At 68.5% G+C, this 22,971-nt stretch carries 17 protein-coding genes and 1 riboswitch; of the genes, 7 read left to right on the forward strand and 10 right to left on the reverse strand.

Annotated elements, in window-relative coordinates; genetic code table 11:
• Window positions 1–92 precede the first annotated feature (92 nt).
• The 5 genes from LRR16_RS11645 to LRR16_RS11665 form a co-directional block, all read right to left on the reverse strand.
• Complete coding sequence (locus LRR16_RS11645; protein ID WP_232205929.1) at window positions 93–1,703, reverse strand: sulfite reductase flavoprotein subunit alpha; 1,611 nt, start codon at window positions 1,701–1,703, stop codon at window positions 93–95.
• A complete protein-coding gene (locus tag LRR16_RS11650) occupies window positions 1,700–2,800 on the reverse strand; it encodes an FAD:protein FMN transferase (protein ID WP_232205930.1) in 1,101 nt (366 codons plus the stop codon). The genes LRR16_RS11645 and LRR16_RS11650 overlap by 4 nt, the downstream gene beginning before the upstream one ends.
• 22 nt (window positions 2,801–2,822) lie before the next feature.
• Window positions 2,823–3,665, reverse strand: a complete 843-nt coding sequence (locus LRR16_RS11655; RefSeq protein ID WP_370646795.1) for a DUF4198 domain-containing protein — start codon at window positions 3,663–3,665, stop codon at window positions 2,823–2,825.
• Window positions 3,666–3,736: 71 nt separating this feature from the next.
• On the reverse strand, window positions 3,737–4,291 hold the full coding sequence (locus LRR16_RS11660; RefSeq protein ID WP_232205932.1) for a DUF2271 domain-containing protein: 555 nt from the start codon (window positions 4,289–4,291) through the stop codon (window positions 3,737–3,739).
• 12 nt (window positions 4,292–4,303) lie between these two features.
• Window positions 4,304–4,987: a PepSY-associated TM helix domain-containing protein gene (locus LRR16_RS11665; RefSeq protein WP_232205933.1), complete on the reverse strand. Its 684-nt coding sequence runs from the start codon at window positions 4,985–4,987 to the stop codon at window positions 4,304–4,306.
• 366 nt (window positions 4,988–5,353) lie between these two features.
• Here LRR16_RS11665 and LRR16_RS11670 point away from each other — a divergent pair, with 366 nt between their 5' ends.
• Window positions 5,354–6,907, forward strand: coding sequence for a methyl-accepting chemotaxis protein (locus tag LRR16_RS11670; protein ID WP_232205934.1), 1,554 nt, complete (start codon window positions 5,354–5,356; stop codon window positions 6,905–6,907).
• Between the two features lie 216 nt (window positions 6,908–7,123).
• Complete coding sequence (locus LRR16_RS11675; RefSeq protein WP_232205935.1) at window positions 7,124–8,278, forward strand: asparaginase; 1,155 nt, start codon at window positions 7,124–7,126, stop codon at window positions 8,276–8,278.
• 85 nt (window positions 8,279–8,363) lie between these two features.
• Here LRR16_RS11675 and LRR16_RS11680 read toward each other — a convergent pair whose 3' ends face one another.
• Window positions 8,364–9,020, reverse strand: coding sequence for an RES family NAD+ phosphorylase (locus LRR16_RS11680; protein ID WP_232205936.1), 657 nt, complete (start codon window positions 9,018–9,020; stop codon window positions 8,364–8,366).
• Window positions 9,020–9,898 (reverse strand): hypothetical protein, encoded by an 879-nt coding sequence (locus tag LRR16_RS11685; protein ID WP_232205937.1) that lies wholly within the window; start codon window positions 9,896–9,898, stop codon window positions 9,020–9,022. Before LRR16_RS11685 ends, LRR16_RS11680 begins: the two co-directional genes overlap by 1 nt.
• Before the next feature lie 587 nt (window positions 9,899–10,485).
• Between LRR16_RS11685 and LRR16_RS11690 the strand changes: the two genes are divergently transcribed.
• Window positions 10,486–10,803: a hypothetical protein gene (locus tag LRR16_RS11690; protein WP_023263658.1), complete on the forward strand. Its 318-nt coding sequence runs from the start codon at window positions 10,486–10,488 to the stop codon at window positions 10,801–10,803.
• A 15-nt stretch (window positions 10,804–10,818) separates the two neighbouring features.
• On the opposite strand, the gene LRR16_RS11695 is transcribed toward LRR16_RS11690, so the two are convergent.
• The gene (locus tag LRR16_RS11695) at window positions 10,819–11,730 is read right to left on the reverse strand and encodes a DMT family transporter (protein ID WP_232205938.1); all 912 of its coding nucleotides are present in this window, start codon (window positions 11,728–11,730) and stop codon (window positions 10,819–10,821) included.
• Between the two features lie 392 nt (window positions 11,731–12,122).
• Complete coding sequence (locus tag LRR16_RS11700; RefSeq protein ID WP_232205939.1) at window positions 12,123–14,927, reverse strand: EAL domain-containing protein; 2,805 nt, start codon at window positions 14,925–14,927, stop codon at window positions 12,123–12,125.
• Window positions 14,928–15,211: 284 nt separating this feature from the next.
• On the opposite strand from LRR16_RS11700, the gene LRR16_RS11705 reads away from it, so the two are divergent.
• The 4 genes from LRR16_RS11705 (at window position 15,212) to LRR16_RS11720 (ending at window position 21,586) form a co-directional block, all read left to right on the forward strand.
• Window positions 15,212–17,302, forward strand: coding sequence for a diguanylate cyclase domain-containing protein (locus LRR16_RS11705; RefSeq protein WP_082928628.1), 2,091 nt, complete (start codon window positions 15,212–15,214; stop codon window positions 17,300–17,302).
• Between the two features lie 87 nt (window positions 17,303–17,389).
• Complete coding sequence (gene fumC, locus LRR16_RS11710; RefSeq protein WP_006578465.1) at window positions 17,390–18,796, forward strand: class II fumarate hydratase; 1,407 nt, start codon at window positions 17,390–17,392, stop codon at window positions 18,794–18,796.
• A 161-nt stretch (window positions 18,797–18,957) separates the two neighbouring features.
• Window positions 18,958–19,944, forward strand: a complete 987-nt coding sequence (locus tag LRR16_RS11715) for a diguanylate cyclase (protein WP_064576792.1) — start codon at window positions 18,958–18,960, stop codon at window positions 19,942–19,944.
• Window positions 19,945–20,075: 131 nt separating this feature from the next.
• A riboswitch (glycine riboswitch) is annotated at window positions 20,076–20,192 on the forward strand.
• A gap of 56 nt (window positions 20,193–20,248) precedes the next feature.
• Window positions 20,249–21,586 carry a D-amino acid dehydrogenase gene (locus LRR16_RS11720; RefSeq protein ID WP_232205940.1) on the forward strand — a complete coding sequence of 446 codons (1,338 nt, stop codon included), beginning with the start codon at window positions 20,249–20,251 and terminating at the stop codon, window positions 21,584–21,586.
• A gap of 521 nt (window positions 21,587–22,107) precedes the next feature.
• Here the strand turns inward: LRR16_RS11720 and LRR16_RS11725 are convergent.
• A complete protein-coding gene (locus LRR16_RS11725) occupies window positions 22,108–22,902 on the reverse strand; it encodes an SDR family NAD(P)-dependent oxidoreductase (protein ID WP_006577936.1) in 795 nt (264 codons plus the stop codon).
• Window positions 22,903–22,971 lie beyond the last annotated feature (69 nt).

Below are 22,971 nucleotides of genomic sequence, written 5' to 3' on the forward strand. Positions count from 1 at the left end.
CCGCGAAAGCGGGCATCCAGCGACGTTCGAAGCCACTGGGTCCCCGCCTTCGCGGGGACGACAGACGTCAAGCGAGCGCCCAGGGGCCCCGCTCAGTAGACGTCGCGCCGATAGCGGCCGGTCTCTGCCAGCGTCGCCAGCGTCCGCGCGCCCAGCGCCTCGGCCAGCGCGTCGTTGACGCCGGCGGCCATGCCTTGCAGGCTGCCGCAGACGTAGATCGCGGCACCGGCCGCGACCCATTCGCGGATCTGCGGCGCGGCGGCGCGCACCGCGTCCTGCACGTAGCGCAGCGCAGCGCCGTCGCGCGACCAGGTCTGGTCCAGGCGCGCCAGCGTACCGTCGGCCTGCCATGCCTGCAGTTCTTCCCGATAGAAGGCGTCGTGCGCCGCGCTGCGTTCGCCGAACAGCAGCCAGTTGCGCGCATGACCGGCGGCGGCGCGCGCCTTCAGCAAGGCACGCAGAGCGGCCATGCCGGTGCCGTTGCCGATCAGCAGCAGCGGCCGATCGTCGGCCGGTGCGTGGAAGGCACGGTTGGTGCGCACGCGCAGCGCGATGGCGGCGCCAGGCGGCGCGTGCTTGGTCAGCCAGCCCGAAGCGAGACCAAGCCGGCCATCGTCGTGGCGTGTCTGGCGCACCAGCAGTTCGAGACGGCCATCGGCGGGCAGCGAGGCGATCGAATACTCGCGGTGCGGCAGCGGCGGCAGCGCGTCGACCAGGGCCTGCGGGGACAAGCCGCGCATGGCTTCGGCATGCGGCGCGGGCAACGGCATGCGCGTGGCCAGCGCTTGCGCCAGCGGCATCGCCCCGCCATCGCAACGCACCGCTTCGGTTCCGTCGAGGGACAGGTCACGCAGCAGTTGCGCGACCTGCTCGGGCGGCAGGCGCGGGCCGATCTCGGCGATATCGCCGGCCTGCCATTCCAGCGCGGCCGGCGCTTCGGGCTCGAGCGCCAGATGAAAGGCCGGCGCGCCGGCGCTGCCCGGGTTCATCAGCCGGCGTTCCACCAGCCGCCAGCGGCCATAGCGCGGCGCCTCCCAGTCGGCGATCTCGGCGCCGCCGGCCAGCGCCGACAAGTGGTTCTGCCAATGGCGCAGCGCGCCGGTGTCGCCGTTGTCGACCTCGACCAGATCGAACAGCGGCCGCCCCTGCGCCCGTTGCAGCGCCGCGGCCAATGCATGGCCGTAGGCGCAGAAATTCGCGTAGCTGCTGTCGCCCAGCGCGAGGATGCCGTAGCGCAGGCGGCTCAGGCCGTCGCCGCTCGCGGCGGCCAGCTTGCGCGTGAAACCTGCGGCGCTGTCGGGCGCATCGCCCTCGCCCGTGGTGCTGGCCACGAACAGCGCCTGCCGGCAGCGCGTCAGCGCAGACAGATCGAGATCCGCAAACGAGGCGACGCGCACCGGCAAGCCGGCGCGTTGCAGCGCCTGCGCGGTCTGCATCGCCAATTGCTCCGCAAACCCGGTCTGGCTGGCATAGGCGATCAGCGTTGCATCGTCGGCGGTCGACGCGAAGGCCGCGCTGCGCTGGTGCCGATGGCGATGCAGCGCCAGAATCGCGCCGCAGAAACCCGCGTAGGCCAGCGCGACACCGCCCGCGGTCGGCCATTTGCCCGCGCCGGCTAGCGACAGTGCCAGGCCGGATGCGCCCGCGATGCCGCTGAGCGCGCTCGCCAGCGAAGGAAGGCCGAATCGTCGCGGCGCCTTCATGCGAGCATCGCCTCGAACGCCGGCGACATGCGTTCGGCAAAGCCGCGCGGCGTTCGCAGCAGCATCCGCGCCGCGATGCCGCGCTGCGTGGCGAACGCCATGCCGGCCTCGGGACCGAGCACCGTCAGCGCGGTCGACAGCGCGTCGGCTATCAAGCATTGCCGATGCAGCACGGTCACCGACGCGAGCGCGTGGCTGACCGGGTAGCCGGTACGGGGATCGAGCGTGTGCGCGTAGCGGCGGCCGCCGCTGTCGAAATAACGACGGTAGTCGCCGGAGGTCGCGGCCGACAGGCCATGCAGCGCCACCACGGTCTGCTCGGCCGCATCGACAGCGCGGACATCGTCGGCGGCAGGCGGACTTTCGAGTTCGACCCACCACGGCATGCCATCCGGCTTGACGCCCTCGCCGCGCAGCTCGCCGCCGATCTCGACCAGATGATGCGACACGCCGCGCGCCGACAGCCATGCCGATACCGCGTCGACGGCATAGCCCTTGGCGATCGCGCACAGGTCGATCGACACGCCGCCGGGCTGGCGCGCACGCCGTCCTTGCTCGTCGAGCTCGATGCGCGCCCAGCCGCAGCGGGCCCGCGCCGCTTCGACCTCGTCGGCGCCGGGCGGTGCCGCGCGCGGACCGTCGGGGCCGAAGCCCCACAGCGACACCAGCGCCCCCGCGCTCGGGTCGTAGGCGCCGCCGCTGTCGCGCGCGACCGCCAGCGCGGCCTGCAGCACCGAGAAGCAGGCAGGCGGCAACGGCAGCCAGCTGCCGGCTGGCGCGCCGTTGAAGCGGCCGATATCGGAGTCGTCGAGCCAGTTGCTCATCTGCGCGACGATCTGCGCGAGCAGCGCTTCGATGCCGGCTGCGATCGCGGCGGCCTCGCCCTCTTTCCCGTGATCGTCCGCAATCAGGCAACGCACCGACCAGGTCGTGCCCATCGTCTGCCCGCCGCATCGATGCAGCACCACCGCGCCCTCGGGCAGTGTCGGTGGCGCATCGAAGCGCAGCGGCACCAGCACGCGCCGGGCAGCGACTGCAGGCGCGGACGCCGGCGCGGACTGCGTGCGAGGCGCCGCGGCGGCGGACATCGGCAGCATCGGGAAGTCCAATCCGCCGCGCTTACTGCGGCAGCACCTCGAAGGTCGCCATATAGGCCGCGCGGCGTGCCTTGGCGGGCTTCAGCGAGACCTTGTCGTCGCGAACCTCGGCCTCGATCCAGTACATGCCCGGCGACGGCCATTTGACGCTGAACTTGCCGTCGGCATCGGTCTTGACCTTGATCTCGCCAAGCTGGTCGCGATAGCGGTTACCGCCCGGCACCACTTCGACTTCCACATTGGCCGCCGGCTTGCCGTCGAGCAGCAGCCGGAAGTTGGCCGGCTCGCCCGCGAACAGATCGTTCGGATGGGTGACCGGCGCCAGCTCCAGCCCGCGGCCGGTGGTCTTCAACGCCTGCGTGGTCGGCTTGCCGGCGGTCACGAAAGTCTCGAGCCGGCTCTCCGACTGGGTCACCTGCAGCTCCTGCGCGTTGGCCGGCACCTTCTGCGCGAAATCCTCGGCCGAGCCGCGCCAGCGCTTGGTCTGGCCGTTCTCCTTGTAGCTGGCGAACAGGCCATTGTTGACCACGGCCAGCTTGTAGGTACCCGGCGCGGTCAGATGCACGTCGAAGGTGCTGCGATAGCGGCCGGTGCTCTGGTTCTCGGCCTTGGCCGGGCTACCGTCCGGCGCGCTGACGCTGAGGTTGTCCAGCCGCAGCGGGAAATGCTCGAAGTAGAACAGGTCGTTGGACACCGCGGCGTCGACGGTGACCCACGGGTCGCTGCCCGACAGCACGGTGGCCGACGGCAGCAGCCATTGGCGGTGGGCGTGCGCCGACAGCGGCAGCAGCGCAACCAGGGCGAGCGCGGACAGCCTGGCGCAGAGGGACATTGGGGACATTGGGGACATCGCGGAACGGTTCATCGAGGGCTCCAGGGCACGGGATCGGAAAGCGTCGAAAGGAATGCGGCGGACGGCGGCGCAGCGCGCGCCGCTCATGGCTTCAGGCTGACGGTGACGGCGCCCAGCTCGTGCTGGCCCTTCGCCTGCGCGGACCCGGCACCGGATTTGGCACCTTCAGGCGGCCAGGCAAACGGCACGCGCACCAGCTCGCGGCCACCGACTTCGCGCGCGGCCTCGACCACCAGCTGGTATTCGCCGGCCGGCAGCTTCGCCAGCGGCGCCTTGCCGTCGGTGAAGGTCACGGTGTGTTCGCCCGGCGCGCGCGTCGCGCCGGAGATGCCATCGGCCGGCATCTGCAGGTCGCGGCCGGCCTTGCGCCACCACTGGCGCATGTCCTTCAGCCACTTGGTGCCCTCGGCGTCCTTCAGCTTGACGTCGTACCAGACCGACAGCGTCGCGACCGGGGTCTGGTCGGCGCGCTCCAGCCACATCGCCACATAGGGGCGGTGATATTCGGCGACGCTCAGGCGCGGGATCTCGACCTTGACCTGGATCTCCGCGCCCGCGGCGGGCGTGGCGAACGACATCGCGGCCAGGCCGGTCAGGCCGCCCAGGCCGGTCATGGAGACGCTAAGCAAACGACGCATACAGGAACCTCGTCAATGGATAAACAGGATGGCCAGCAGCAGCGGGGCGACCAGCCCCAGGCCGACCAGCGGCCAGGTGGCGACGCGCCCACCGGCGTGCAGCTTCAGCAGGAACAGCCCGGTCACGCAGAACACCAGGCAGGCGAACGCGAACACGTCCAGGAAGAGGCTCCAGGCGCCACCGGTATTGCGGCCCTTGTGCAGATCGTTCAGATAGGAGATCCAGCCGCGCGTGGTCAGTTCGTACTGCGCCTCGCCGCTGTCCAGCGCGACGCTGACCCAGCCATCACCACCGGGCCGCGGCAGCGCCACGTAGATTTCGTCGGCGGACCATTCGGCCTCGCGCCCCTGCGCATCGATATCGAATTCGCGCCGCAGCCAGTCCGCCAGCTCCGCGGGGACCGGGGCCTTGTCCTGGCCGGCCGGCGCCGGTTCCCGGGCCTGCAACGCCGCCAGCACCGGGGCCGGTACCTCGGCAGTGCGGCTGACGACCTTTGGCTCGGCCTCGATCTGGCCGGCATGGTTCAGCGTGAAGCCCGTCACGGCGAACAGCAGCATGCCGATCAGGCAGAGCGCGGAGCTGATCCAGTGCCATTGGTGCAGATGCTTGAGCCAGAACGCCCGGCGTTGCTGCGCCGCGCCCAGACGTGTTTCCAGGGGCGGGTCCAGGCGAGGGTCCAGACGGGATTGGGTCATGACTGTGTTCCGGCGCCACTGCGTGTTGCTTGTCGCCGGGGCAATGCGGCGTGCGGGACGGGGCGCAGCGCGCTGCGCGGACGTTGGCCGTCCTCGTGGACCCGTCGCAACGGGAGTTTCAGGAGACCGAAAGAATAATTGTTCTCATTTGGTCCTGCAATCCAGACATGATTGATCCGTATTACAGCGCATTTCACGCGGTCCCACTTTGTAAGTAAGTGCATGTAACTTTACGCGTACTGACACGATTGTGCCGGCATTTGCACTCATGGAAAGCCCTAGGCCGGTCCCGGTCAAGTTTGTCCGCCGGTCCGCCGTTATGCCCCGGACAAACACAATTTTTACGGTGGACCACGGGGAAACACGATGCTGGAACGTCTTAGCTTGAGAAAGAAATTGCTGCTGCCATTGGTGCTCAGCTGGGTGTGCCTGCTGGCGCTGCTGCTGTGGGACGCCTGGCAGATGCGCAACGTGCGGCTGGACGAGCGCCGCACCGACCTCGTCCACGTCACCGAAACGGCGCTGTCGGTGGTCAAGGCCTACGAGGCCGAAGCGAAGGCCGGCAAGCTGACGGTCGAGCAGGCCAAGGAATTCGCCGTCGACAAGGTCAAGGCGATGCGCTTTGGCAGCGACGGCTATTTCACGCTGATGCGCTCGGACACCGTGGTGGTGATGCACCCGATCAAGTCGGAGATGAATGGCAAGAGCATGGCCGAATTCAAGGACCCGGCCGGCACCTACCTGTTCCGCGACATCGCCGAGATCGGCAAGGGACGGGGCACCGGCTTCGTCCACTACCTGTGGCCCAAGCCCGGCGCGGAGGCCCCGCAGCCCAAGCTCAGCTATGTCGCCAACTTCAAGCCGTGGGACTGGAACTTCATCTCCGGCGTCTATCTGGACGACATCGACGCGGCCTTCCGCGCCTCGCTGTGGCAATCGCTGGGGCTGCTGCTGGTGATCGGCACGCTGATGAGCCTGGTCGTCATCCGCATCGCCAACGGCCTGCACAAACAGCTTGGCGGTGAGCCGGCGCTCACCTCGCATATCGCCAGCCGGATCGCGGAAGGCGATCTGGCCAGCCGCGTCGAGGTCGCGCCCGGCGACCAGCGCAGCGTGCTGTTCGCGATGGCGCAGATGCAGCAACGGCTGACTGGTGCGATCGGCACCATCCGCGGCTCGGCCGATTCGATCGCCGGCGCCGCCAAGCAGATCGCCGCCGGCAATGCCGACCTGTCGCGGCGCAGCGAGGAACAGGCCGCCTCGCTCGAGGAGACCGCCGCCAGCATGGAGCAACTGACCAGCACCGTGCGCCAGACCGCCGACAACGCCCGGCAGGCCAGCCGGCTTGCCGAAGGCGCGTCCGAGATCGCGGTCCGCGGCGGCGAGATCGTCCATCAGGTGGTGTCGACGATGGGCGAGATCAAGGACGCGTCGGGCAAGGTCGTCGACATCATCGGCGTGATCGAGGGCATCGCGTTCCAGACCAATATCCTCGCGCTGAACGCCGCGGTCGAAGCCGCCCGCGCCGGCGACCAGGGCCGCGGCTTTGCCGTGGTGGCCGGCGAAGTACGCAGCCTCGCCCAGCGCAGCGCCACCGCCGCCAAGGAAATCAAGGCGCTGATCGGCAACTCGGCGCAGCGCGTCGAGGACGGCTCGGCGCTGGTCGAGAACGCCGGCAAGGCGATGGGCGAGATCGTCGAGGCGGTCAAGCGCGTCACCGACCTGATCGGCGAGATGCGCGCCGCCACCGAGGAACAGACCGGCGGCATCGAACAGGTGAACCAGGCCGTCACGCAGATGGACCAGATGGCCCAGCAGAACGCCGCGCTGGTCGAGCAGGCGGCCGCGGCGGCGGCTTCGCTGGAGGATCAGGCCGACGCGCTGCACCGGGCGGTGGGGACGTTCCGGTTGGCGGCTTGATCCGCCCAGAGCGTTGGGTCGGCCCGGTACGTTGAAAGAACCGCTGGGTGGCTCTGGATGGCCTGCGGCGTCGTGTGTATAGTCCACGCTCTGCGCTTGACGTGAACCGGTGAACAGCCGGCCCGGCAGGCGCAGGGAATCCAATACGAACAAGGACAGTTGCACACGGCCGCGCGCTCACAAGGCGACGCGAAGCCATCCATCCAGAGGAGCATCATGGCCCGTACCACCACCCTTCACCTCGTCCGCCCGATCGCCGCGCTGCTGCTTTGCGCCGGACTGCTCACCGGCGCAGCCCAAGCTCAAACCGTTGCCGCGCCTGCGGCACCGGCTGCCCCGGCAGCCACCACGGCTCCCGCTGCGACGGCGCCAAGCCAGGCCCGCAAGGCCAATATCGTGATCGTCGGCACCGGCGGCACCATCGCCGGCGCCGGCGCCTCGGCCATCAATACCGCCGCCTACCAGTCGGCGGTGGTGCCGGTCGACAAGATCATCGCGTCGGTGCCGGAGATCTCGAAGGTTGCCAACGTCAAGGGCGAGCAGATCTTCCAGATCGGCTCGGAGAGCTTCAACAACGAGCGCCTGCTCAAGCTGGGCAAGCGCGTGTCGGAACTGCTGAAGCAGCCGGACGTCGACGGCGTCGTGATCACGCACGGCACCGACACCATCGAGGAAACCGCCTACTTCCTGAACCTGACGCTCAAGAGCGACAAGCCGGTGGTGGTGGTGGGCTCGATGCGCCCGGGTACGGCGCTGGGCGCCGACGGCGCGCTGAATCTGTACGACGCGGTGCTGGTCGCCTCCAGCCCCGAGTCGAAGGGCAAGGGCACGCTGGTGGTGCTGAACGACGAGATCCACACGGGCCGAGACGTCACCAAGAGCAATACCTTCAAGACCGAGACCTTCCGCTCGCCGTTCGGCCCGCTGGGCTATGTGGTCGAGGGCCGCACGTTGTACTACCGCCTGCCGGCGCGTCCGCACACCACCGCGACCGAATGGGACATCGACCGCATCGACCGCCTGCCCGAAGTGGCAATCGTCTATGCCTACGGCAACGCGAATCCGGCAAGCGTGGACGCAGCGGTCCGGAACGGCGCCAAGGCGATCGTCTATGCCGGCACCGGCAATGGCAGCGTCGGCGAATACATGGTCGAACCGCTGAAGGCAGCCCGCGCCAAGGGCGTACAGATCATCCGCGCCTCTCGCACCGGCAGCGGCATCGTGATCCGCAACGGCGAGCAGCCCGACGACAAGTACGACTGGGTGGTGGTCGACGACCAGCTGCCGCAGAAGGCGCGCATCCTGGCCGCGCTGGCGCTGACCAAAACGAACGACACGCGCGAGCTGCAGAAGATCTTGTGGAAGTATTGATGCGCTGAGATCCGGATGCTGGACCGTCCGGGGATCGACATCCGCATCCGCAGCATCGGCCATCTCGATCCACCATGCGCCGCCGTCACTCGTCCCATGGGCTTGATGGCGGCGCGAGGCCGATTCCGTTGCGGTCCAGGAATTCCGGCAGCATGTGGAAGCGCAACAAGGGAATCGAGTCTCCTCGCTGGATCAACCGAACTCTGTCGAACACCGCGACACTCGGTTCATTGGCAAACCGCGACGTGAAATAGATACCTTCGATGTGCGGATACGCCTTGTAGATCGCCGAACTCCATAGATTCGGCCCGCGATAGTCCGTCGTTGTCAGCACGCGGTTGTCCATGCCCAGGTGCAGGTGCGGCTTGGTCAGATCAGCCAGGCGCAGCGGCTGGCTCCGCCCGATTGCCAGTGCCGCAATGCTTCGTGTCGATAGCTCTGCTTCATCGAGCAGCAGCGGCAGGAGCTTGCCCTGCAGCCTGTCCCTGATCACTCCCTCCGCCATGCACGCGGCGAAGCTCGGAGAGGCGTACAGCACGCCGAACTCATCGTTTGCGGCGTCGAAGCGATAGGGAATGCCGCCCAGCGACTTTCGGGTGTAGTGAATCGGTCCAAAGATCGACCGGTGAATTCGCCATAGCGGCGTTTTGCCGAGATCCAGCTCGATTTCCGGCATCGAGCGCTCTGCCAGATCCGCCGGAGGCAACGGGCAGTCCAGCTCCTCCGCGGTAAAGGCCGACATCAAGCCGCCCCTTGATCGGCGTTGTACCGGCTGAGCGCCGCCTCGACGACCGCGGCTATCGGCCGGGACGCGTCAAGTATCCACGCCATCGGGCTTAGTCCGCCAAGGCCGTCCAGCGCGTTTTGCATAAAGTTGTGCACTACCCAGCAACTGGCATTGGCTTGGACGAAGGGCGCGAGCACGGCGGCAAGGCGCTCCGGCTCCGCGTCGAACTGCCACTGCGGATAGCGCAGACCCCTTTGCTTGCCAGGAGGCACCAGCGCGTAGAGCCGCCCTTTCAATCGCGCTTCGTTGATAGCGCCGTCCGAGCGGCCCGAGTAGATCGAGGCATCACGCAGTGTCAGGTTGTCCGGCTTTTGCAGTTCAGCGAGGGCTTGATGACGGCCCCGGTCACGAGCCGCTTGCAATGGATCGGAACCGCGTTCGATCAGGGCTTCGGCGGCGGCCCGTAGCCAGGTATCGATTTCGGCGGCGCCCGAGTTGACGGCTTGCTGGTCCGGCTGGATGCCACGACGTTGGGCAAGCGACCGAACCCGCTCAAGGACGGCAACGGCGAGGGCCACATAGGGATCGGAGGTCGCGGTCCGATGCAGTACGCGTACTGTCGTGGAAAATCGCTTCGCGGTGCCAACGTCTCTTGCTTCCGTCTTCGCCCTCACCTTATGAGAGAAGGGTTCATGGCGTGGAGGAAGGCTGCCGGTAACCCGTAGCGGCTGTGCCGCATCCGCGTACATCGCCGCACTCTGGTTGAGTATCAGGACATCGCCATAGCGGAACGGGCGTCCGGCATAGAGGGAAGTGCCGTAGGCATATGGATGCCGTACGTTTTCTGACGGTTCTCCGTGGCCGCTCCTATATCGGGTGCGATAGATCTTCATCGGACAGCCTTTTGATCGGACAGTGACGCTACATATCGGCGATCCTACTTCATGAACTTCATGAAGACAACACGCGCTCCAAGGCACGCCAGACATCGACAGCGTGCTGCAGATGTAACAGTATGTTTCCCCTCATCGATCAATGCTTGTAATGCGATCGATTCTCATTTACTATCGCATCACTGTCTGACGACGCCGACACCTGAGTATCAGGACCGAGGCGCAGACCAGCCGGTGGCGCGACACCAGCGCTTGCCGCAAGAATTCCGCGACGTCGCCTGGCGGCGTCCGACAACCGTCTTTTGTGGGGACCGCTCCGTACCGCGGAGCGTTTGGCAGTAGCCAGTCGCCGGAGGATCAGGGAAGCAACCAGACCCCGCTTTCTTGATCGCCAAACTTCGTCGGCAAGCAAAGCCACCTTTTTATTCCTGGCGCCGTGCCCTGCATGGCGTGTCTTTCCGGGCGCCCGGCCAGGGCGCGGCAGCCGGAACATCCGTCGCCCGGCGCGCGTTCCGCGCCGGCGCATCGAGCGCCCTTCTCTGACTGTCCGCCGCTTCGCATGCCAGCCCACCTGATGGAGCTTCGCGATGGAACGCCTGTTCAAGCCATTGACCGAACTGAAACGCATCCTGGCGCGGCAGTTGCGCGAGCAGCCGGGTTGCCACGATTGCCAGTTGCGCGCGGTGTGCGTGCACCGGCCCGACCATACCGGCTGCAACTGGAGCGCGGAGGTTGATTTTCCCGGTCGGTGCGATGACGATGCCGTGCGCGACCTGCCGCATGCCCGGCAGGTCATCATGCTGGTGCGCGAGCGCTACAACGTTGCCGCCGGTCTTGCGGGACATGGCAGTCGCGAGGCCGGCGCCGCCGCGGCCTGGGCCGCCGGCCGCCAACTCACGCGATGATCGTTCACCGCCCGATCATGGCCGCCCCGCGGCCGGCACCGCCGGCACCGCCGCCGGCCTCAACACCAGCCACAACGCCACGCCGATCAGCGCCCCGCCCACCGCGTGGGCCCAGGACAGCGACTCGCCCAGAAACACGGCGCCCCAGACAATGCCGAACGGCGGAATCAGAAAGGTCACGCTGAGCGCGCGCACCGGTCCGATATCGGCGATCAGCCGGAAATACAGGATGTAGGCGAGCGCGGTGCAGACAATGCCGAGCGCTGCCATCGCCGCCCAGACGCCGGCGCTTGCGGCCGGCAGCGTGTTCTCGCGGACAAGCGCCGCCACGCAAAACGGCAGCAGGAACAGTGTCGCGCCGACCATGCTCCCCGCCGCCACCAGCCTCGCATCGAGCCCGCCCTGCTGGCCAATCCAGCGGCGCGTCAGAAAGCCGGCCAGCCCATAGCAGGCGGTCGCGGCAAGACAAGCGAGAGCGCCGAGGAGCACCTCCATGCTGAACGCGACCGGGCCGGTCCGCGTCAACACCGCCACGCCGGCCACGCCGATCAATACGCCCGCGGCCTTGGCCAGCGTCATCCGTTCGGCAAAGAACAACGCGCCGATCAGCACGCCCATCAGCGGCGTCATCGCGTTGAACACCGCCGAATAACCGGCCGGCAGCCACAGCGCGGCAACCGAGTACATCACGAAGGGAATGCCGGAGTTGATCGCACCCAGCATCATCACGCGGACCCGTTTGCCACGCATATCCCAGCGGATACGCAGTACGGCCAGGATCGCCGCCAATGCAAGCGCACCAATGACCACGCGCACGAAGGCCGCGGTCAGCGGGCCAAGCACCGGCGCGCCGACACGAATGAACAGGAAGCTGGCGCCCCAGATGGCGGACAGCGAGAGCAGACGGAGGAAATCGGCGGCGGTCATGACGGGATCGGCGCTCGTGGCGTCCGGTACAGGCGCGCGGATGTGCGCAGATGGCCGGATTTGACGCGCGTCGCGGCCCAATGGCAAGCCGTTTTCGGACATCCGCATGGTCCCGGCGTCCGCTCTGCCGATGTAACGGCGCAACTGTTGCGCGACGGCATCAGCTTGACCCCACAAAAGAAAGGGTAAATATTACAAGCAGTGACAAAACGCCTTAAGTGAAATTAAACTCTGACCTGCGCCAGAGTTAATTGACCCCTCCGACGCATTCCCGACGAGCCGCCAGGCAACTGGCGGCTTCTTTTTTTGGTGCGGCGGCACGGCGGCCGCGAACCGGCGGCATGCCGGGACAAAACGTACCCGTTTCTGCGGGCGCCGCCGACACGTCGTCGCTAGACGGCCTGTACCGCCACGCCCCGCTCGCAGCGCTCGATCAGCTCCGCCAGCGGCACGCCGGCGCCGAACAGAAAGCCCTGCACCGCGTCGCAGCCCTGTTCCCGCAGGAAGCGGAACTGGTCGGCGGTTTCCACGCCTTCTGCCACGACCTGCAGCCGCAACTGATGGCCGAGCGCGATGATCGCCGCGACCACGGCCCGGTCCTCGCCATTGCCGTCGTCCTCGGCGAGATTGGCGACGAAGGAACGGTCGATCTTCAGCTTGTTGATCGGCAGCCGCGTCAGATAGCTCAACCCCGAATAGCCGGTACCGAAGTCGTCGATCGACAGGCCCACGCCGAGCGCGCGAATGCCGCGGAAGGCGTCGATCGTCTGCGGCGTACCCTCGATCAGGATGCCCTCGGTGACCTCGATCGCCAGATTGCGGGCCGGCAGGCCGCTTTCGCGCAGGCAGCGATCGACCAGCGCGGGGAAGTCCTCTTGCTGCAGGTGCGGCGGCGAGATATTGACCGCGACCTCCAGGTCAATGCCGGTGCGCATCCGCAGCGTCTGGATCTCGCGGCACGCGGTGGCCAACACCCATTCGCTGATCGGCACGATCAGCCCGCATTGCTCGGCGATCGGGATGAACTGGGCCGGCTGCATCGCGCCACGTTCGGGGGTGTGCCACGAGATCAGCGTCTCGACGCCAACGATGCGCTGGCTGGCGGTATCGACCAGCGGCTGATAGCGCAGCGTGAATTCCTGCTCGGCCAGCGCCCGCCGCAGCAGGCCCTCGATGGTGAAGCGGGCCAGCGACGCCTCCTTCATGTCAGGCGAGAAACGGCGCACCTGGCCGCGGCCGCCTTGCTTGGCCGCATGCAGCGCCGCATCGGCCGCCTGCAACAGGTCGGCGACGGTATTGCCGTCGTTCGGAAACAGCGCCATGCCGATCGACGGCACCACCCGCAGCCTGACGCCGCCCAGCCGCAGTTCCTCCGACAGCCGCGCGACGATCTTGGCGGCCGCCAGTTCCGCCTCGCTGTCGTCGGCAATGTCCGACAACACCACCGCGAACTCGTCGCCATCCATCCGCGCCGCCAGATCGGCGCGGCGCACGGCGGCGCGCAGCCGGTCCGCCATGGTGCGCAACACGTCGTCGCCGACATGGTGGCCCAGCGAATCGTTGATGCGCTTGAACTGGTCCAGATCGATCAGCAGCAGCGCGACCCGGCCATTGCGGGCGCCGATCGCCTGCAGCAACGCGTCGGCGCGTCCGCTCAGATAGTCGCGGTTGGGCAGGCCGGTCAGCGTGTCGTGGTGCGCGAGGTGATCGATATAGGCATCGGCGCGCCGGCGCTCCGTCAGGTCATGGGCGATCGCCAGATAGCCGCCGGCACCGTCCTGCCGGGACTGGCCGGACTGGCCGGACTGGCCTGACTGGCCGTGGCGCTTGCCGGCATCGCCGCCCGGGTCGGACAGCGGCAACAGCGTCAATTGCACTGGCAGCGTCGAGCCACCCTTGCGGATGTAGTGCCAGGTGTGCTCGTCGACCAGCCCGAGGCGGGGCTTGGCGATCAGCGCTTCGAAACCGGGGGCGACCGGCTGGCCGAGCTCGGCGGACAAGGCACGGGCACGCGCGGCCAGTTCGCCCGGCTCGTGCAGCGCGCTGTATGGAATGCGTCCGACCAGTTCGTGCGCCTGGTACCAGAGCATCTGCTCGCCGGGCCGGTTGATCGACGTGATGGTGCCGTGCCCGTCGAAAGCGATCACGCAGATCGGTGCATGGTCGAGCAGGCGTGCATGCCGCTGCGCCACCACATCGGCCGACTGCCTGGCGCGTTCGGCGGCGCGGCGCCGCGCGGCCAGATGCCACGCCAGCCAGCCGAGCAGCGCGGTACCGAGCGCGCCGGCCGCGATCACCAGCGGCACGGGCGCACCGGGCCCGCCTTCCTCGAACGCGGCCAGCGTGGTCGCGCGTACGGTCCAGGTCTGGCCGCCGAACGTCAGCTCGCGATCGAGCTGGCGCAGCGGATGCGAATGGTTGCGGGGGGCCGCCTCGCCGCCTGCCCGGGCCAGCAGCAAGGTATCGGCGGCGGAGGGCCGCCCCTGATACAGCGACAGCGACAGCCTGCCGCCATGAACCGCCGCCGCGTCGGCCATCAGGTCGCCGAGCCGGTAGGCCGCATAGACATAGCCGAGCAGGGCCCGCCGGCGCTCCTCCACCGAATTGACCGGCATGCCGTTGCGGTAGACCGGCAGATACAGCACCGCACCCTGCGCCGCGACGCTGCGATGCGCCTCGCGCAGCAGCGCCACGCGCGGCGTCATGCGCGCCTGCATCGAATCGCGCGCCGCTTCCGCGGTGGCCCGGCGTGCCGGATCGGACAGGTGGTCGAAGCCGAGCGCGCCCAGCGTGCGGCCGGCGAAGGGCTCGACATAGACGCCCGGTGCGTAGACCTCGCGCTCGCCCCGAGGGAACACGTCGAAGGCGGGCAGGCCCTCGGCGCGAACCGATTCGACCAGCGCGTCGAGCGCGGAGGCCTGCGTCAACCTGGCATAACCGACCGAATGGATGCCGGGGGGCAGATCGTCGACCTGCGTGGCGAGCATATAAGCCCGCCATTGGTCGCGCGTCGTGTCGGGATCGGCCGCCAGCAGGCCGCTGGCGCCGCGCAGCAGGCGCTCGCCGGTGTCGAGCCGCTGGCGCACTGCCATCACGCTCGCCGACAGCATCGCATCGAGCCGCTGGGCGGCGGCACGTTCGCTCCACGCGGCGGTCTGCACGGCGGCCGCGGCGGTGACGCAAGCGCCGGCGGCCACGACGAGCAAAGCCAGGACGGCGGGAGGAAGCGAAGGCAGTTTCATCGCAATAGCATGGCGGGGCCGTGCGGCCTGGATAGGAGCGGCGCGGCTTGGCGCCAAGGTCGTGACCGGCACCGATGCCGCTGGCGTCCAGGCTCGGATCACGGCTTGGACTATACCGCGCCAAATGCACTTTGCGACAGCGGGACAGGCCGTGTGCCGCGACTCGCACCATGCCGCTCGATGTGATACGGTGACGCCTACGGAACCCGCCGACCCGGGGAATGCCCTTGCGGGCACGCATGAACCGTCCCCCCTTGCTCGACGACTCGCCCAACGCACCGCCGCACGTAGCGCTGAAACGACCGCCCGACACACCGAACGACGATCGCCGCGAGGACCCGGCCACGGCCACGACGCGTCGTCCCCGGTTCGCGCTGTCGTTGACGACGCGCATCGCGCTGGTCACCGCGGGTCTGTCGACCGTGCTCGGCGCCGCCCTCGTGGTGGGCTCGCTGAAATCGGCCCATGACGATCTGCGTGACGCACTGCAGGCGCAACAGGATTCCGTCGTCAAGCTGACGGCGGAGCAGCTCGATTCCGCGGTCAACGATCGCCTGATCCTGCTCGAGCACCTGGCCCCGCAATTCAAGTCGATGATGGACGCGCCGGCCGCGCAGCTGCAGGCCATGCTCAGCCGCACCATTCCGATTCCCGGTACCTTCAACAGCGCCGTCGTGGTCGATGCCAGGGGCATGCTGCTGGCCCGCGACGGCACCCTGGTGTCGGTCGCGGACCGCACCTACTTCCGCGAGGCCGCGCGCACCCTGGCGCCGGTGATCAGCCCGCCGATCCGCGCCCGCGCCGACGGTTCGGTCGGCGTGCTGCTGGCCGTGCCGATCGTCTCGGACGACAAGACCTTCCTGGGCCTGGTCGGCGGCTGGATCGACCTGGCGCGCTCGAACTTCCTGGTGGAAGTGCCGCACAGCCCGATCGCCAGCACCGGCTTCTATTGCCTGGTATCGGCCGGCGCGCAGCCGGTCTACGTGCAACACCGGCTGCAGCAGCAGGTCGGGCGGCCGGCGCGCGCGCAGGGAGAGACCTGCGGCGTGCAGGCACAGCCGGCGACCCTGGAGTTCCTGACACCGCGCGAGCCGGTCATCGCACGCTATCTGATGGCGACCACCGGTTGGGAACTGGTCGCCGTGCTGCCGGCCAAGGAGGCCTTCCAGCCGCTGCACGCGATGCAGCAGCGCTTCCTGTTGTGGTCGGCGGTCGCGGTGGGATTGGCGGCGGTGCTGAACTGGTTCGCGGTGCACTGGATGTTCGCGCCGCTGGCGCAGCTGCGGCGCGTGGTGCGCGACAGCGCGCGCGACCTGTCGGCCTACGAGCGGCTGTCGACCCATCGCCATGACGAGATCGGCGTGCTGGCGCGCGCGTTCGCCCGGCTGATGCGCGACGTGCGCGAGCGCCGCGAACAGCTGCACCGCAGCGAAACGCGCCTGCGCGCGGTCACCGACACGCTGCCGTCGCTGCTGGCCTTCATCGACACCGACGAGCGCTACGTCTTCAACAACCTCGCCTACGAGCGCACCTTCGGCATTCCGCTCGACCAGCTGCGCGGCATGACGCTGCGCGAACTGCTGGGCGAGGCGCGCTACGCCCGCATCCAGCCGTATCTGCAGCAGGCGCTGGCCGGCACCGCGGTCACGTTCGAGACCGAGTTCCACGATCCCGACTACCACTGCACCGAAACCAATTTCCGGCCCGAGTGGAGCGCCGACGGCAGCCGCGTCGAGGGGGTGCATGTCCATGTGCAGGACATCACCGCACGCAAGCTCGAGACGCTGCGGCTCGCGCAGATCTCGCGCCTGGACCATCTGACGCAGCTGCTGAACCGCAGCGCGTTCGAGACGCGGCTGGCCGAGGCGATGGCGCGCAGCCGCTCGCAGGACCGGCTGATGGCGCTGCTGTATCTGGACATGGACCGCTTCAAGGCGGTCAACGACCACTATGGCCACGCGGCCGGCGACCAGTTGCTGCAGAGCTTTGCCAAGCGCGTGCAGCGCTGCGTGCGCGAGCGCGATGCGGTGGCGCGGCTGGGCGGCGACGAGTTCGCCATCGTGATGGAGGACATCGACCGGCCCGATGTCGCGGTGCGCGTCGCCGGCGCGATCCTGCATGCGGTGGGCCGCCGCTTCTTCATCGAGGGCGCCTTCGTCGACGTCAATGTCAGCATCGGCATCGCGCTGTACCAGGGCGCGCCGATGACATGGCAGCAGCTGGCCAAGGAGGCCGATGCGCTGCTGTACCGCGCCAAGGACGCCGGACGCGGCCGCTTCGAGATCGGCCCGCCCGAGCTGGCGAACCGATCGCGGGAGGCGCGCCCGTAGGCCGGCTTGCGCGCCGGCGCGGCGTCGGCAGTCCCGGCGGCGTATCCTAGAAGGCCGATCCGCATCGTTCGTTCACAGGAGCCAGTCATGTCAGACCAGCAGCCCCCAGCGACCCGCATCGAACAGGACAGCCTGGGCCAGGTACCCGTCCCCGCCGACCACCTGTGGGGCGCGCAGACCGAGCGCTCGCGCCAGAACTTCCGCATCGGCAACGAGAAGATGCCGCCCGCGCTGATCGAGGCCTTTGCGATCCTGAAGCTGTGCGCGGCGCGTGCGAACCGCGAGCTGAACGTGCTCGACGCGGCGCTGGCGCAGGCGATCGAACAGGCCGCCGAGGAGATCATCGCCGGCCAGTGGCCCGACGAGTTTCCGCTGTCGGTCTGGCAGACCGGCTCGGGCACGCAGACCAACATGAACCTGAACGAGGTGATCGCCAATCGTGCGATCCAGCTGCTCGGCGGCGAGGTCGGCAGCAAGCGTCCGGTTCATCCCAACGACCACGTCAACGCGAGCCAGTCGTCCAACGACAGCTTCCCGACCGCGATGCATATCGCCGCCGCGCGCGCGGTGCAGCGCCAGCTGCTGCCGGCGCTGGAGACGTTGCAGAAGACGCTGGGCAGCAAGGTCGAGGCCTTCGCCGACATCGTCAAGGTGGGCCGCACCCATCTGCAGGATGCGGTGCCGCTGACGCTGGGCCAGGAGTTCTCCGGCTACCAGGCCCAGGTCGCCGATGCGCAGGCGCGGCTGCACCAGGCCGTGCTGCGCGCGATGCCGGTGCCCCAGGGCGGCACCGCGGTCGGCACCGGCCTGAATGCGCCCGCCGGCTTTGCCGCCGCCTTCGCGCGCGCGCTGGCCGACTACACGGGCCTGCCGTTCGAACCGGCGGCCAACCGCTACGCGCTGCAGGCCGCGCACGACGCGCTCGCCGATCTGTCCGGCGCGCTGAACACCACGGCCTCGTCCTTCCTGAAGATCGCGCGCGACTTCATGCTGCTCGGTTCCGGCCCGCGCGCGGGCTTTGCCGAACTGCAGCTCCCGGCAAACGAGCCCGGCTCGTCGATCATGCCGGGCAAAGTCAACCCGACCCAGGCCGAGGCGCTGGCGATGGTCTGCTGCCGCGTGATCGGCAACCACACCACGATCACGCTGGCCAACGGCCTCGGCACGCTGGAGCTGAACGCCTACAAGCCGGTCATCGTGTACAGCCTGCTGCAGTCGGTTACACTGCTGGCCGACGCGGCGGCCAGCTTCGCCGAACACATGGTGGCCGGCGTCGAAGCCGACCGGGCGCGCATCGCCGAGCTGCTCGAGCGATCGCTGATGCCGGTCACCGCGCTGAACCCGCATATCGGCTACGACAAGGCCGCCGAGATCGCCAAGCTGGCCGTGGCCCGCAACCTGTCGCTGCGCGAGGCGGCAATCGCCTCGGGCCATGTCACCGCCGAGCAGTTCGAACAATGGATCGATCTGAAGGGGATGACGCGCGAGGTGTAGCGTCAGCGCACCGGTGCTGGCGGCCACGTCCACGACGGCGCATGCGGCCGCCCACACATTGAACGACCCATCGACCGGCCCCGCGGCACCGCGGCGGCCGGCGACAAACCCGCTCCAGACGGGCCGACGACGATCGGGGTAACAACGATCGCATTGACGAGATGATTCCTGCTCCCATTCCCGCCGATGACCCGCGGCGCCTCGACGCGCTGTATTCGCTGAACCTCCTCGACACCGCCGCCGAAGAGCGCTTCGACCGGCTGACACGCCTGGCCAGGCGGCTGTTCGACGTGCCGATCGCGCTGGTGAGCCTGGTCGACGCCAGGCGGCAATGGTTCAAGTCCTCGTTCGGCCTGGCCGTACGCGAAACGCCGCGCGAGCAATCGTTCTGCGGCCACGCGATCCTGCGCGACGATCTGCTGATCGTGCCCGATGCGCTGCAGGACCAGCGCTTTCACGACAACCCGCTGGTCACGGGCGCGCCCGGCGTGCGCTTCTATGCCGGCTGCCCGCTCGCGGTACGCGGCGGCGCCAAGGTCGGCACGCTGTGCCTGATCGACACCGCGCCGCGCGAGTTCGACAAGGACGACCAGGCGCTGCTGCACGATCTGGGGCGCCTGGCCGAGCAGGAGCTGGAGTCGGCGCAACTGGCGTCGATGGATGACCTGACGATGCTGTCGAACCGGCGCGGCTTTTCGGCGCTGGCGCAGCATGCGCTGGCGGTCTGCCAGCGCCAGCGGATGCCGGCCACGCTGCTGTTCTTCGACATGGATGGCTTCAAGGCCATCAACGACCGCTTCGGCCACGCGGAGGGCGATCTGGCGCTGACCGCCTTTGCCGATCAATTGCGCCAGGCGTTCCGGCAGTCCGACCTGATCGGACGGCTCGGCGGCGACGAGTTCGTCGTGCTGCTGGTCGACGCCTGCGCCGACCAGTGCGACGCGATGCTGGCCCGGCTGCGGCAAGGCGTGGAGGCACACAACGCGCAGAGCCAGCGCGGCTATCGGCTCGACTTCAGCGCCGGCGCGGTCGCGTTCGATCCCGCCCGCCATGCGGGCATCGCCGATCTGCTGGCGCAGGCCGATCAGGCGATGTACGCCAACAAGCAGGCCCGCAAGGCGGGGACGCCGCCCGCCGGGCGTCAGTAACTCGCGTTGCGGCCGCCGCCGCGCCGTGTTACTGTCCGCCCATCCAGGAGAAAGCGAGCCTGCCGCGACAGCGCGGCGGCAGCGCTGCCGAAGGCGTACCCCCGAAACGCTCAGGTACCGAAGACTGGAGACGACAACGAACTGGAGAGCGCCGCCATCATGATTTGACGATGACGGCCGCCGAAGGGGCAAGCCGGGTCCGGGGCGGACGCGGTGAATCTCTCAGGCAAAAGGACAGTGGGGGCAGCCGGGTTGGCATCGACGATGCCGGCCGGCTGCCCCTTTTTGCATCCTGGAGCCTGAAATGAAAGTCATCGTGATGGGAGCCGGCGTGATCGGCGTGGCCTCGGCGTGGTATCTGTCCAAGGCCGGCCACGAGGTCGTGGTGCTCGAGCGCAATGCCGGCGCGGCACGCGAAACCAGCTTCGGCAATGGCGGCCAGATCTCGGTCAGCCATGCCGAGCCCTGGGCCAACCCGTCGGCGCCGCTGAAGCTGCTCAGCTGGCTGGGACGCGAGGACGCGCCGCTGCTGTTCCGCCTGCGCGCCGACCCGGCGCAATGGTCGTGGGGCCTGAAATTCCTGCGCGAATGTCCGGCCCGGCGTTCCACCCGCAACATGATCCAGCTGCTCAATCTCGGCACCTACAGCCGCGCCAGCCTGCAGGCGCTGCGCGCCGAGACCGGCATCGAGTACGACCACCTGACCCACGGCATCCTCCACTTCTATACCAGCCAGAAGGAATTCGACGCGGCGATCGAGCCGGCGCGCATCATGCGCGAGCTCGGCTGCGAGCGCCGCGTGATCGGTCCCGACGAAGTGGTGAAGCTGGAACCCGCGTTGGCGTCGATCGCGCCGCGGCTGGCGGGCGCCACCTACACCAGCGAGGACGAGTCCGGCGACGTGCATCGCTTCACCACCGGACTGGCCGCGCTGTGCGAGGCGCGCGGCGTGCACTTCCGCTATGGCGTGCGCGTGCAGCGGCTGCTGGCCGAAGGCGGCCGCATGCGTGGGGTCGAGATCGCCGACGAGACCGGCGCCTATACCGTCGAGCAGGCGGACGCCTATGTGCTCGCGCTCGGCAGCTTCAGCCCGATGCTGGCGCGTCCGCTGGGCGTCAAGCTCGACATCTATCCGGCCAAGGGTTATTCGGCCACGCTGCCGGTGCTCGATCCCGAGCGCGCGCCGAGCGTCAGCCTGACCGACGACGAGTACAAGCTGGTGTTTTCGCGGCTGGGCGACCGGCTGCGCATCGCCGGCACCGCCGAGCTCAACGGCTATTCGATGGAGCTGAACCCGGTGCGCTGCGAGGCCATCGTGCGGCGTACGCTGGAGATCTTCCCCGGTGTCAGCCGGCCCGAACTGGCGCGCTACTGGACCGGCCTGCGTCCCGCGACGCCGGGCAACGTGCCGTATATCGGCGCGAGCGCGGTGCAGGGGCTGTACCTGAACACCGGCCATGGCACGCTGGGCTGGACGCACGGCTGCGGCTCGGGACGCGCGATCGCCGAACTGATCAGCGGCCGCGTGCCGGAAGTGGACTTCGGCTTTTGCGGTCCGCTGCCGCAGGCGCCACGGATGGCGCCTCCGCTCGCGCCGGTGATTGCCGCGCGCGCCGCCGCATCGGAGCCGGCCGAGGTTTGATATCCGTCTGATACAGGTCTGAAACAACGACACCGGCGCGGCATGGCATCGCCATGCGCGCCGGTGTTTTCGTTTCATCGCTGCCGCGCATGCATGGGCGCCAAAGCGTACCCGTTTCTGCGCACGGCTTTCGGCGCGCGTACCCGTTTCTGCGGGCCGCATTGGCAGCCGACTGGCAGCCGACTGGAGCCGATTGGCGGCCGCATCGACAGCCCCATGGCCAGCCCTACTGCCGGCCCTACTGCCCGCCCAATTGCCGGCCCAGTTGCCGGCACACAGTGCACCTTGCGGACCAAAGCCAGGCCCGGGCACGGCATGAATCGGGCGGGCCATCCGCACCGGGCACGTGCGAATGCGGGGCCGCACCGTACCCGTTTCTGCGTCGTGCGAACGCCGTCCGATGCCGCGTGGCGTGCCGTGCGTACCCGTTTCTGCGTACACAACCTCAGTCGAATCAAGGGTCTCCGATGTCTCGACGTCTCGCCATCGCCGCGCGGATGCCGCCCGCTCGCGCCCCGGCATCAAGCGATGGTATCGACCACGCCGCCGTCGACGCGCAACGCGGCGCCGGTCGTCGCCGATGCCTGCGGCGAACAGACATAGACCACCATGTTGGCGACTTCCTCCACCGTGGCCGCGCGCTGGAGGATCGAGCTGGGCCGATGCGCCTTGACGAACTCGGCGGCCGCTTCCTCGATCGACAGCCCTGCCTTGTCGGCATCCTCGCGCAGCATCTCGCGCAGGCCGTCGGACAGCGTTGGCCCTGGCAATACCGCGTTGACCGTGACGCCGGTACCGGTCAGCCGTTTGGCGAGGCCGCGCGACACCGCCAGCTGCGCGGTCTTCGAGAAGCCGTAGTGGATCATGTCCTCCGGCGTGTTCAGCGCAGACTCCGACGAGATGAAGACCACGCGGCCCCAGCCGTTGGCCGCCATCGCGGCCGTATACGCCCGCGCCAGCCGCACGCCGGACATCACGTTGACATCGAAGATGCGGGCCCAGTCCTCGTCGCTCAGTTCGTAGAAATCGCGCGGACCGTAGATGCCGGCGTTGTTCACCAGAATGTCGACCGCCGGCTCCGCGGCCACGATCGCATCGCACCCGTGGGCGCTGCCCACGTCGGCCGCGACGCCGCGCACCGTGGCGCCCGGCACCTCGCGCACCACGTCCGCGATGGCGCCTTCGACGGTGTCCTGCTTGCGGCCATTGACGATGACCGCCGCGCCGCTGCGCGCCAGCCCGATGGCGATGGCCAGCCCGATGCCGGCTGTCGAGGCGGTGACCAGCGCGGTCTTGCCGGTGAGATCGATTTGCATGGGTACCTCCTGAAGCGGGGTGAGATCAGCGAAGGGGACGCAAAGGTTCGGAAAGTCCGAAAGGGTCGG

The organism is Cupriavidus sp. UGS-1 (genome assembly GCF_021213615.1).
Classification (GTDB): domain Bacteria; phylum Pseudomonadota; class Gammaproteobacteria; order Burkholderiales; family Burkholderiaceae; genus Cupriavidus.